The sequence below is a fragment of the Paenibacillus sp. EC2-1 genome (assembly GCF_049311625.1).
GTDB lineage: Bacteria > Bacillota > Bacilli > Paenibacillales > Paenibacillaceae > Paenibacillus_AQ.
This window is the reverse complement of the sequence record NZ_CP186006.1, coordinates 1,186,230-1,199,377: the sequence shown is the minus strand read 5'-3', so window position 1 is coordinate 1,199,377 and position 13,148 is coordinate 1,186,230. Positions and strand designations below refer to the sequence as shown.

General features: G+C 42.9%; 12 protein-coding genes. All 12 read right to left on the bottom strand.

What is annotated here, in order from left to right:
* Positions 1–12 precede the first annotated feature (12 nt).
* A complete protein-coding gene (locus tag ACK8P5_RS05650) occupies positions 13–1,203 on the bottom strand; it encodes an acyltransferase (protein ID WP_422660003.1) in 1,191 nt (396 codons plus the stop codon).
* Positions 1,204–1,455: 252 nt separating this feature from the next.
* Positions 1,456–1,944 carry a cation:proton antiporter regulatory subunit gene (locus ACK8P5_RS05645; protein ID WP_422660002.1) on the bottom strand — a complete coding sequence of 163 codons (489 nt, stop codon included), beginning with the start codon at positions 1,942–1,944 and terminating at the stop codon, positions 1,456–1,458.
* 85 nt (positions 1,945–2,029) lie between these two features.
* A complete protein-coding gene (locus ACK8P5_RS05640; RefSeq protein WP_422660001.1) occupies positions 2,030–3,253 on the bottom strand; it encodes a cation:proton antiporter in 1,224 nt (407 codons plus the stop codon).
* Positions 3,254–3,578: 325 nt separating this feature from the next.
* The gene (locus ACK8P5_RS05635; protein ID WP_422660000.1) at positions 3,579–4,178 is read right to left on the bottom strand and encodes a response regulator; all 600 of its coding nucleotides are present in this window, start codon (positions 4,176–4,178) and stop codon (positions 3,579–3,581) included.
* Positions 4,175–5,311, bottom strand: a complete 1,137-nt coding sequence (locus ACK8P5_RS05630; RefSeq protein ID WP_422659999.1) for a sensor histidine kinase — start codon at positions 5,309–5,311, stop codon at positions 4,175–4,177. Before ACK8P5_RS05630 ends, ACK8P5_RS05635 begins: the two co-directional genes overlap by 4 nt.
* A gap of 63 nt (positions 5,312–5,374) precedes the next feature.
* Positions 5,375–6,451: a fatty acid desaturase gene (locus ACK8P5_RS05625; protein ID WP_422659998.1), complete on the bottom strand. Its 1,077-nt coding sequence runs from the start codon at positions 6,449–6,451 to the stop codon at positions 5,375–5,377.
* Between the two features lie 254 nt (positions 6,452–6,705).
* Positions 6,706–7,701 (bottom strand): Gfo/Idh/MocA family protein, encoded by a 996-nt coding sequence (locus ACK8P5_RS05620; RefSeq protein WP_422661383.1) that lies wholly within the window; start codon positions 7,699–7,701, stop codon positions 6,706–6,708.
* 49 nt (positions 7,702–7,750) lie between these two features.
* On the bottom strand, positions 7,751–8,206 hold the full coding sequence (locus ACK8P5_RS05615) for an acyl-CoA thioesterase (RefSeq protein WP_422659997.1): 456 nt from the start codon (positions 8,204–8,206) through the stop codon (positions 7,751–7,753).
* Positions 8,207–8,452: 246 nt separating this feature from the next.
* Positions 8,453–9,445, bottom strand: coding sequence for an ABC transporter permease (locus ACK8P5_RS05610; protein ID WP_422659996.1), 993 nt, complete (start codon positions 9,443–9,445; stop codon positions 8,453–8,455).
* Positions 9,442–10,932 carry a sugar ABC transporter ATP-binding protein gene (locus tag ACK8P5_RS05605; RefSeq protein WP_422661382.1) on the bottom strand — a complete coding sequence of 497 codons (1,491 nt, stop codon included), beginning with the start codon at positions 10,930–10,932 and terminating at the stop codon, positions 9,442–9,444. Before ACK8P5_RS05605 ends, ACK8P5_RS05610 begins: the two co-directional genes overlap by 4 nt.
* A gap of 136 nt (positions 10,933–11,068) precedes the next feature.
* Entirely contained in the window at positions 11,069–12,175 is a 1,107-nt protein-coding gene (locus tag ACK8P5_RS05600; RefSeq protein WP_422659995.1) for a sugar ABC transporter substrate-binding protein, read from the bottom strand.
* Between the two features lie 183 nt (positions 12,176–12,358).
* Positions 12,359–12,994 carry an SGNH/GDSL hydrolase family protein gene (locus ACK8P5_RS05595; RefSeq protein ID WP_422659994.1) on the bottom strand — a complete coding sequence of 212 codons (636 nt, stop codon included), beginning with the start codon at positions 12,992–12,994 and terminating at the stop codon, positions 12,359–12,361.
* Between the last annotated feature and the right edge of the window lie 154 nt (positions 12,995–13,148).

Below are 13,148 nucleotides of genomic sequence, written 5' to 3'. Positions count from 1 at the left end.
AAATCGCCCTAATTAATGTTTATTCACGGCGACTGATGTCTTGTCGATATACGGTTTAACTTTCTTCCTGCTTGAAATGTTACCGAAGAGGATCCAGGAGAATGGAACGTATCGTACTGTTAATGCTACGACAATACAGGAACAGAACAAAGCTGTCAGGAAGCCGCCAGCGTACCACATATGTGTAATGATCGAACTTCCGGTCTGTGGGGGAAACTGCCTATATACAAGCAAGAAAAACGGATGTATCAGGTACACTCCGAATGAAAGAGCACCTAACTTCTCAAACATCCCCGACAGTTTTCGAGGTGCTTTACGGTATACAACAAAAGCTAACTGTAATAATACGATTGTTCCCAAATACGTGTGCACATTCCATAGGAACTCATATAGTGTTGAATTATATTGCGTTCCGTATAAACGACTATTGTAATAAATGTATACGTGAGCAAGTCCAGCTGTCGCCCAACTGATCCATAATACGATCCAGCCAGCCATTCGAGCTGAAGTTGCGTTGGCCCGGCTCATGACAAACCAGTCTTTAAGCTTCGGATAATATATGCCGATAAAGGCACCCAGCATGAAATAAGCCATGTATGAAAGTGACCAGCTTCCCTTGTTGGGCACTTGCAAGTAATACTTGTTCAGCAGGATAAAAGCCCACTGCACTGCAAGACCGATCGGCATGGCCCATTTGGTCAGTTGTGGAACTTTTTTGAATACCCACAAAATGATTGGAAACAACAAATAAAATTGAATACTAATAAATACGAAATAGAGATGAGTATAAGCTTTCCCCGTCAATAGCTTACTAATAAAACTTAGGATTGTGTCCTGTAAGGAGCGGTCGGGATAATAGAGAACATGAAGCAAAGTAAAATAAAAGATCGAAAATACCGTATAAGGAATAATGATATATAACAATCTTTTCTTGTAGAACCCACCAATCAATTCTTTAGACAATGGTCTTTCATAATAGTTATAGAACAATACGAAGCTGCTTAAGAAAATGAACGTTGGTGTCCCGTACTTCATAAAAATGTTCATGAAATTGTATAAGAAGAAGTAATTCGACTCCACCATAGCCGTTGCTGCATAAGAAGTAGAGTGAACAGATAACACACCAAGAATAGCGAATGCACGCACCAACTGCAATTCAGGAAGATTCTCGCGCTTCTTCTGGATCGTCGATTTGTTCAGCATGGCTTAACCTCCTGTATGATTTAGATGAATGACCGCTTCGAAGTGAATCGATCGTTACCTAATATACAGGAGAGTTCTTAACGCCAACCTTCCTAAGTTCTTAACATTCTCTTAAGAATTAGCATTCTTTTCTTATTATCTTCCAAGATTATAACGAACAAACAGAACGAAGTATATTCACGTTAAAATAACGAAACTACAAATAAGCCCATCCATAAATGGACGGGCTTATTTGTAGTATAAAAGGCTACATTAACCTTGTTCCAACAGCTCTTTCAACTGCTTGATCTGCTTACGCTCACCAGCGATGACCAGTGTGGAGCCCGCAGTTAAACGTGCATCCGGTCCAGGATTGATCTTCTGATCATTCTTCTTCACAATCGCTAGCACATTAGCTCCCGTACGCTGACGAATCTGCAACTCTTCAATCGTCTTATCGACAGTTGGGTAATGTGGCTCGATTCGGAACCATTCGATGATCAGATCATCGAGGGACACCTCAATCGTCTCAAGCGCCTTCGGCTTATAAGTCATTCCACCAATAATTCCTGCGATCTGACGTGCCTCATCATCTTCCAAAGAAACCATGGAGATGCTTTCATCTGGATCATCATCTTCAAAATGATACAATTCTCTACGACCATCATCATGTATAACAATCACCAGCTTGTCACCGGATCTCGTATTCACTTGAAACTTTTTCCCGATCCCAGGCAGATCGGATTCTCTGATCATACTCATTCTTTGAATCCTCCCGTTCAACAGCATATTCTGTGCCTTCATCTAAACTCCTAACATGAAGATAACATACTTTAGTAGCATCGTATCACTTATTAGCCTTTTCTTTAACTTTAATTTTAGGTTCGCTCCATTTAAACACTTTGTTCATCACTTTGTATATGTGCTTTGATTCCTTAGTTAGTAACGGACCTAGTATAGCCAGAACCAAAACATACAGGGCAGAGAACGGCTTCAGAATAGGAGCCAAGCCCCCTGCGATCCCTAAATTTGCTACGATAATCGTAAATTCCCCTCTAGCCATAATAGTCAATCCAATATTAGCTGAAGCTTTATGAGATAATCCGGCATTTCGACCCGCTATCATTCCTGCTACAAAGTTACAGATGATCGTCAAGGCTATTGCTCCAAGTGCCATCCACAATGCATCTCCGAGTGCCAACGGATCTATACTCAGCCCGAAGCTGAAGAAGAATATGGCACCGAAGAAATCACGAAAAGGTACAACGAGATGCTCGATTTTTTTGCTATGTTCCGTCTCTGAAAGAGCAAGTCCGAACAATAATGCACCAATAGCTTCTGCAACATGCAGCGTCTCAGAGAACCCAGCAATGAAGAATAAGGAAGCAAATACAACAATGATGAAAATTTCACTAGACGCAATATTAAGAAGCTTATTCAAAATCGGCGTACCTTTTCTTGCAATTAAGAAGAACAATAGCATGTATCCAATGGAAATAGATACAGATACAATCGTTGCACCTACGGAAGTGGCTCCTCCGAGCAGTAGTCCCGACATCACGGACAAGAACACGGCTAGAAAAATATCATCAAATAAAATCATACCTAGAATAAGCTCGGTTTCTGAGTTACCCGTACGTCTGAGATCAACCAAAACTTTTGCCACAATCGCACTCGATGAAACGGATAACATCCCCGCGATGATTAAAGTTTCATATAACGGTAGGCCGAATAAGAATCCGTACCCTACTCCAAGAGCGAAATTAAGTACGACATAAACTGTACCGCCGAATACAATGTTCTTACCTGACTTGATTAACTTCTGAACTGAGAACTCAAGTCCCAGATAGAATAGTAAGAACAACACCCCGATTCTTCCTAGAAAATCGATAATACTTTGACTTTCAATAAACTTAAAGTCAAAGATTCCAATCGTCGGGGCATGGGGGCCCACCAACATTCCAAGAACAATAAGAAATGGAATAATTGAGAATTTCAACTTACCTGCTAGAACAGAAGCAAGGGCAATTAACATGAGGGCCGTACCAACTTCAAATATCATATGGTCCATACAACGTTCGTCCTCCTCCTTTTGATGACTTTTAGGCAATCAATATATATTATACATAAAAAATGCATAAATGCATACAAATACAGAGCAATCAGCAATTATTTATTTAAAATTATTATAAATAAAATAAATCATCTTCAAAAAACCTTTATTTTTCTTATATTTAACAATTTACATAATAGGTTGTCCAAACACCTTTATTGTTACTCTCCTAAGACTGACCTCTCTCCCACATACAATTTTATGTATAATTATTCATTTTATGCATAAAAAAACACCTTAAGTTTTCCAACCCAGGTGCTTTAATGCAGATATGATCAATCGGCTACCGAAACCATCCTTTTTCCTTGAACCTCGTAATTGCCTCAATTCGGTTACTAACCCCAAGCTTATCTAGAATCACAGATATGTAATTTCGAACCGTTCCTGTGGTTATAAAAAGCTCACTCGCAATTTCCTTCGTATTCTTACCATCAGCGATGAGGTTTAGGACCGCCTTTTCCCGTTCGGTTAAGGGATTCTCCTCACCATATGCCTCATCCACAAGCTCTGGCGCATAAATTCGGCGTCCAGCCATCACACTACGAATGGAAGTGGCCAGTTCTTCACTCGGACTATCTTTCAACAAGTAACCATGTGCACCCGCCTTCAAAGCCCTTTCAAAATACCCTGGCCGCGCAAATGTTGTAAGAATCATGATCTTGCAGCCGAGCCCCCTGAGCTCCTCTGCGGCTTCCAATCCACTCTTGATCGGCATTTCAATATCCATAATGCATACGTCCGGTTTGTGGGAATGCACAAGCTTTACAGCGTCCTCACCATTGTTCGCCGTACCCACCACCTGCATGTCTTCCTCTAGATCGAGCAGGGAGGCCAGTGCTCCAAGCAGCATTCGTTGATCTTCCGCTATGACTACTGATATCATACCCCTGTCTCCTCCTCCAGTTGCTTAAGTACATTCGGCACTTTTATCACTAGAATCGTTCCCTGATCTGACCTCAGTTCCATGCTTCCATTCACGAAATCAAGTCGTTCCCACATTCCTCTAAGACCGTTACCACGGGTGTACGCTGATTCAGTCGGTATACCTACTCCGTTGTCTTTGACCGTAACAATAAGACCGCTTCGGCTAGGTTCAATGGTGATGGAGCAGGAGGTCGCACTGCTATGCTTCACAATGTTATTGACCGCTTCCTTCAGGCACATACTTAGTACATTCTCGTTCATTAGAGAAACATTGCTAAGCTCAGGGTTTCCTTCTAGTGTAAATTCAATCTGAGCAGCCTTTAAAATCTGAGTAATCCGGAATATTTCATCCTCTAATCGTGTACCTCGCATTTGAGTGACCATCTCCCGCACTTCTTTCAGTGCAGTTCTGGCCGTCTGCCTTACATCATCGATCTCAGCTTGAGCTTTAGCAGGATTACTCGTAATCAGCTTGCTCGCGAGATCACTCTTCAAGCCGATGAGGGACAACTTCTGTCCCAATGTATCATGAAGATCACGAGCAATACGTTGCCGTTCCTCTAACTTCACCAGCTCTGATATTTTTTTATTCGCATCCTCAAGCTGTACCTGAAGTTTATCATTCTTATTTCGGTTGTATGTCGTTACGGGCAGCAGGATCACAGCGACCACACTGAGCATCACGAAAGGAAGCTGAGTAATAAACCACGGTGTCTTGGATATGAAACCGTAATTAATCGTAATGACCGTCGTTATTAAATGAATGGAGTACAATGTAAAAAATCCAACTCGGCTTTTAATATTCCCGATAAAAAACGCTAGGAAAAGCGAGAAATATACATATCCAAATACTAAAGACATCATAATTGATATTAATATTTGAACACTCGTCCAGAAATAAACCAGCCATCCCTTCGATACGAAGGAGAGCACATAACATACGAAGAAGACCAGAATCATAATGATTCCTATAACGACCTGATAAGTCGATGAGGAACGAAAGATAAAGTAGAACGGAAGAATATAAAAGACGACCCATACATACGGATTTAATCCCGTATTCCTCTGAAAAATCTGATGCCATTTCTGCATGGGCCGTCCACCTCTGTTCATCTTTGTTACCTGTATTCTATCATAAACGTTCCTAACTAATCGTTACTTTCCTTGAAGGCCCGGTTTAGGTATATGCATAGCCTCCGCAACAGGTGTCGCTGAATCCGGTTTTTGTTTCATATGCTTCAGACGTTTCATATCTTTAAAGCTGATAAACGACTTATTCGCTTCATCCCATAAACGAAAGTTCAACGCCTTCAGGCTGGTACGAATCGTGATCGTTGTGGCCTTTTGAAGCGGTGGTGTTGCATTATGGGCTTTCTCAAGATTATAATTCGGAACTTTCGGACTCAAGTGATGTACATGATGAAAACCGATGTTACCCGTAATCCATTGCAATAACTTAGGGAGCTTATAATACGAACTTCCATCTACAGCGGCATTGATATAAGACCACTCTTCATCATGTTCAAAATACGTATCTTCAAACTGATGCTGTACATAGAACAACCAAATCCCCATCACACCAGAGAAGAAGAAAATTGGAGCCTGAACCAGAACAAAAGCCTGCCAACCAATCGCCCAGCTCAGTAGCGCGTACAATGCCACCAGAGACACGTTCGTGATATAGGTACTGATTTTCTCTTTGCGCTTCGCGCCTCTCCGATTAAAACGATAATTGATTAGAAATATAAAAATCGGACCCAGACCAAACGTTACAAGCGGGTTTCTATAGAATCGATATGCCAATCGCGTCCAGATTGAAGCGGCTTGATATTCTTCGACCGTGAGAATCCACATATCACCTGTTCCACGTTTATCCAGATTGCTACTCGTCGCGTGGTGGATCGAATGACTGATTTTCCATTTTTGATAAGGTACAAGTGTAATTACACCCGTAATGTGACCAATAATCGCATTCGCCCTGCGACTCTTAAAGAACGACTGATGACAACAATCATGAAATATAATAAATGTCCGAATCACAAATCCGGATGTAACAATCGCAATAGGAATCGTCAACCAATAAGATACCGATAAGCTTAAATACGCAGCATACCACAGCAATGCAAGCGGTATTAACGTATTCAACAGCTGCCGGATACTCGATTTTGTCTCAATTTTCTCATAAGGGGCAACATTTTTCTTCAAGCTGGACAGGTTGTTGGACTGGGCCATTGCAGGTTTCCTCCTCGATATGACACATGAATATGCGTTGATGCCTAATAGGCACGAATCTAACTTCATTATAAGTCCATGATGTCATACGAAGTAGTCATAAACGTCAAGTACAGAGTATGACAAATGTCATATAGCGATGAAGGAAAACCTTGTATTTTATCCTATATAACAAAAAGAAAAACCCAAGCTTCCTGCAGCTTGAGTTGTACCATAGTCGTTGTTATCGGTTATGAATATGTACCTGAGGGAGATCATATTTTATCATCCGCAGGATAACGAAGACCGATCTGCCGCCTTGCTTCTTCAGCAATCTCTGCCGTAATGATGGAATTCTCTAATGAATTAATTGCACTATCTCTCTTACCCGTCTGTAGCAGCTCGATAAACTCCTGAACTTCATAATACATCGATTCATGGGTTTGCGTTTGAGTGATATCCTCAATTGTTCCATCCCTATAATAAATCTTCACATCATAAGGTTGATTGATCTTATCAATAACCATTGTGCCATTCTCGCCTTGAATTTCAGCAGGGACGTAGGAATGACTGATCTTCGAGTGACTGATCACGGCATCCATCATCGGATATTTAAGCAGCATGCTTCCTTCTCCATCCACCCCGGAGGATAGCATCACCCCAACAGCTTGAACTGAATCCGGCTTACCGAACAATGTCACCATCGGGTAAATACAATAGACCCCTAGATCCATAAGTGATCCGTTAGAGAATTCAGGATTAAAGGCGTTGAGAATCGTGCCCTGTTTATAAGCGTCATAACGTGATGAATACTGACAATAACTTGCAAAATATCGACGTACTAAGCCTAGCTTATACAGGTTGTCTTTGATCGCTTTGAAGTTCGGCATCAGCGTTGATTTAAGTGCTTCCATAAGTAAGACATCATTCTCTCGTGCAGCAGAGATCATTCTTTTCACTTCAACGACATTCGATGCAATCGGTTTTTCACACAAAACGTGCTTCCCATGATTCATACACAGAATGGCTTGTTCTGCATGGAATGAGTTCGGACTTGCAATGTAAACGGCGTCCACCTCATCACATGATGCCATTTGCTGCAGATCAGTAAATACAATTGGTGGATCATCATATTTCGAAGCAAACGCTGTTCCCTTCTCTTCAGAACGAGAATAAACCGCCGTTAGAACGAATTGCTCAGTCTCCATGGCCGCCTGTATGAAACGTTCTGTAATCCAATTGGTACCGATAATTCCAAAGCGTACTTTCATGATTTCTTCGCCTTCCTTCCTGTAATATGCAGGCGCCTCGCCGTCTGGATTATTCCCAGCCTTCAAAAGATGAAATCTTCTTACGTGCTTCATCCGGAATCGGCGTGCTCTTCCCGCTCTTCGTATCCATGAGCACGATAGTCCCGCGCCCCGCAGCCTTCAACTGATTGTTCACCACGATGGCGTATTGCACATCCATCGAAGATCGGCCAATCCTAGCTACCTTCACATGCAGAACAAGCGGATCCTTTAAATACATCTGCGCCAAATACTGACACTCTAAATCTGCGACTACAGAAACCTGTTTCTCACTAAAAAGCTCATCCGTTAAGCCCAGATTCTCGAAGTATTCAATACGTCCTTGTTCGAAATACATAAAATAACTTACATTATTCACATGACCCAGCATATCCGTCTCACAATAGCGAATTTTGATCGGAATGGAGAAATGGAATGAATCCAACCAACTCTGAGGATCTGGTTGTATAAAAGTTTCCTTTTTCATGGTGAATCCCCTTTCGCGGTGTGTAAAGCACTCCTACAAGAATAAAGAATATAAGTTCTTCTCGTCAACAACGACATGAATTGCGGATTCGCTATTCCTCGCCATAAATCGACCCATTCCTTCTATTTCCTATGATTCGATAGGTATCCTCATTTTCCTTCTGGAATATGTATTTCATTAACAATTTGAGTATAAAAAAAAGCAGACAAAGTCTTAGAGGACTTTCATCTGCTACTTGGATGGAATTTAAAACTTTTTCTTATAATAAGTAATCGCCAGGGCCAGCGCAAGGACAGAGCCTTTTACAATATCCATTGCATAGTACGGAACGGACAACATGATAAGGCCATTCTGCAAAATCCCGATCAATACCGCTCCAACAAAGGTTCCAAGCGCATTCGGCTTCCCAGCACCAAGCACCGAGTATCCGATAAAGGCTGCCGCCACAGCATCCATCAGGTAAGGACCGCCTGCATTCACCTCAGCATTCATAACGCGCGCTCCCAGAATAATACCACCTACTGCTGCAAAAAGTGCTGAAATCACGTATGCCGCAAGTCGGTACTTGCTAACTGCAATACCTGATAATTCAGCTGCTTCACGATTCCCGCCAATCATATACATATAGCGCCCATGCTTCGTATATGTAAGGAACAAGTGAACAAGGATTACCACAACCAACATGATAATAATAATCCAAGGAACCTGTCCAAGCTTCTCAAATACCGCCGGGATTTTACCTTCTGCGAACTCACCACTCGGCATAATCATGTTCTGAGAGACAGTCGCACCCCGTGTATACGTAAGGGCAACGCCCTGGAAAACAAACATCGTCGCCAGCGTCATAAGCATATCCTGAATTTTGAAATTGATGACCAGAAATGCATTCACAAGTCCCACAGCTAGACAGAACACGAGCGTAATCATCAAGCCAACACCAATATTATGTCCATGCCAGACGAACATCGAGATCACCAGGGCATTAGCAAGTGAGGCTGTGGAACCAACGGATAGATCGAACCCGCCAACGGCCAGCGATACGGTAAGACCGACCGCAATGATCGTTACGATGGAGATCGAACGTAAAATATTAATAATATTATTACTACTCAAGAAATTATCATTTAAGATACCGAATACCGCAATCAACACCACGACCGTAATGATCGTGCCGTATTTATATAGAAAATCAAACGCACTACGCGTCGTCTTCTCCTGCATCGCTCTTGCTGTGTTCATGTCAATCCGCCTCCTGTGCAGTACAACAGTATCTCCTCTTCATTACTGTCCCGTGTCTGTAATTCCTTAATGATGCTGCCGTCATACATGACATAAACGCGATCGGAAATACCCACAATTTCGGACAATTCGCTCGACGCATATAACACGCACTTCCCCCGCTGCGCCAGATCCTCCACCAGTTCGAAAATATCTCGCTTAGCTCCGACGTCCACGCCCTTCGTTGGCTCATCAAAAATATATACATCTGCATCAACCAGCAGCCATTTACCAATAGCAATCTTCTGCTGATTCCCTCCCGACAAGCTGCTTACCTTCGTCCGCTCATCAGGAGTTTTGATACCCAAGTTATCGATGATCATAGCAGAGGTATTCTTCTCTTTCGTTGGACTGAGCCACCATCCCCATCTACAGAAACGAGACAACATGGCTGCCGTCAAATTAACTGCAACCGATTCTTCAACAAATATACCTTCACGGCGCCGTTCTTCTGGAACGAGCGCTATTCCTTCACGGACAGCATCATGCGGAGACGTAATCCGAAGTTTCTTCCCTCGAAAGCTCAGATCCCCTGAAGAGGTCTTCGAGGCACCGAATAAGGCGCGGCACAGTTCCGTCTTCCCTGCGCCAACTAGACCTGCAAGGCCAACAATTTCACCTTGTCGAATATGTAAATTCACATCGTGAACCTTGCCTCGGTCATGGATGCTACGCGCTTCGAACAAGGTCTCCCCAATCTTACTTTTCTTAAAAGGGAACTGCTGCTCCATCTTAGCATCCAACATATGTTCTACAACCTGAGTCTGGTTGATATGGATAATGCTATCGCTAGCGACCCGCTTACCATCACGAAGGATCGTAATTTCATCACAAATCTCGTACAGTTCTGGAAGCCGGTGAGATATGAATATTACCCCGACGCCATCAGACTTCAGCTTTCGTACAATAGTGAACAGCTGCTCTGTTTCACTGTGGCTTAGAGGTGCTGTCGGCTCGTCCAACACAAGGATGCGGCACTGCTTCGAGATTGATCTAGCGATAAGTACCATCTGCTTCTCTGCCAGTGTTAACTCTTGAACGAGCTTACGTGTAGAGATGCGAATGTTCATTCGATCCAGTATAGCTTGCGCCTCCTGATGAAGCGCCTTCCACTGAATCACATGACGCTTGCCCATATTATGAACCATGAGATCTAGCATAATGTTCTCAGCTACCGTCAAATTGTGAATGAGTGCTGTGTCCACTTCTTGATACACCACTTGAATACCAAGATCTTTAGCATCCTTAGGTGAAGCGATCTTAACCATCTCACCTTCAAGCCATATCTGACCCTCGTAATGGTCATATGTACCTGCAAGGATCTTCATTAGCGTTGACTTCCCTGCTCCATTCGCACCGATCAATGCATGAGCGCTACCCTTCTTCAGTTCAAAATCAACGTCAGTTAAAGCCCTCACACCTGGGAAAGCGATCGAAATCTGGTTCATACATAGCAATGGAGCGGCGTGGTCTGCCGTCACAGATGTAAAAGCTGAATTTGAATGTTCCAAGTGAAGACCACCTTCCCTTTCAAAAAAAAATAGGACGCCCTTATCTTAGGACGATAAGAGCGCCTGCGGCATATTATTTACCGTTCGCTTGCTTCAAGGCTTTCATCCAATCCTCTTCAAAGTCAGCACTGGTGCCCCAGCCCGGAATAATATTGCTGAGATTGACCATATTCACTGCTTCGCTGGATTTCTCAAGGCTTGCGCGATCAATAAGTGTCGCTTCCAGATTGTGTGTATCAGGCGTTTCCTCACCTGCGATTTTCTTCGCCAAAAGTCTAACGTTTACTGCACCAATCATCTTCGGATCTACAGCAGCAGTAGCAACCCAAGGACTTCCATCCTTCTGCATAATTTCAAGGTCAGAATTTGATACATCGATACCATAAATTTTGATCTCAGTCCGGCCCGCTTCGATCAAGGCTCTTGCTGCACCGATAGCAAAAGCATCCCAGCTTGCATAGATGGCATCGATTTCTCCCTTTGGATGCTTCGTCAACATAGCAGCTACTGCATTCTGCGTTTCTACGGAAGTGTCTGCGCTAGCTACGCCGAAACGCTCAATCTCTTTAATGCCTGGGTTGTTCTTCAATGTCTCTTGATACACTTTGTTACGACGAATCATCGGCGGGAAACCATCTACCCATAGGTATACGATATTCGCCTCCGCGCCTTGCTCCTCAATTAACTTGTCGAGAGCAAACTTCGCTAACGCCTCGTCATCTTGAGAAGTAAGGGTTACACCTTTAATGTCTGCAAGCTCAGGAACAGAGTCGTAAGCAACAACCGGAATCCCTTTCTCTGTCAGCTTCTTCACGTCTTCTACTGTAGCCGGATCATCTCCGTGCGACAGAATAATACCGTCATACCCGTTATTTGTAGCTTGAGCGATAGCATCATGGAATTTAGCAGTATCATTATTAGCAGAGAAAGTATCCACTTTGAATCCTAAGGCTTCACCTTCTTGCTTCGCTCCCGCTAAAAATTGTGCTGTATGATCATCGCCTCCGATTTTACGGATAGCCATCAATTTAATTTCGTTCTTCTCAGCAATTCCAGCCGGCAAGTTATCCGGCTTCGGTGCACTTCCGCTATCTTTACCAGACTGTGCACATCCCGCTGTCAAAATAACAACAGATAACAGCAAGCTAGTTAGCTTGTACCACGATTTACTCCCCTTCATTTCTCTTCCCCCTAAAATATGTATGTCGTTATATTACAAGTAATCCTATCGGATTTAATTAGGGTAGTCAATACATTTCTTGCTGAAAAATGAAGAGTTCTGTAGAATTACTGGTATTTCCATTTCATTTCATATTACAACATGTTGACGATATGTCAGCATATATTTTTAAAATTGAATAAATTATTTCAAGCCAAGTCCCATCGTCTCCATCCATGCACGTGCGATAAGCGCATGACCAGCAGGTGAAGGGTGCACACCGTCAGGTGCCCAGTAAGCAGGCTCACGGCGCGTAGCCGCAGCAGCAAATAGACCATCTAGTGGAACGAGCAAAGCATTAAACTCCGCAGCAAGCTCTCTAACAGCATGAATCTTCGGGTCCAGATCCTCACGCCAAGCTTTACGGTCCTCCGGATAAGGCAGTACAAATGGTTCAAGTAGGATCAGATTGGCATCAAGGGTTTCCTTCGTCTGTTTCAGTAACTCTCGATAGCCTGCCTTAAATTGCTCCACACTTGTCGGATCCTGAGCATCATAACGTCGCCAGCAATCATTAATTCCAATATAGACGGATACCCAAGTTGGCTTCAGATCGAGACAATCTTCCTGCCATCTCTCCTGCAAATCTTTCACGCGATGACCACTGATGCCCCGGTTCACAAATTTGATATTCATCTCAGGATGACTCATACCGATGAGTCCTGCTGTCATCAATGGATACCCTGTACCCAGATCATTCGGATTGCTGCGATCTCTTCCCGCGTCAGTAATGCTGTCTCCTTGAAATAGCACAATATCATCTTTACGCAATCGATTCATTTCATATCCTCCTAAGAATACTCTTAATGGGTTCCTCATCATTAACTATGTAATCACCACGAAAATATTTGTCAATATTTTCTTTGGAATCACACACATAATCAAATACGAGTGATTCTCACTTTATATTTCTATGTTAATCACCATATAAAAA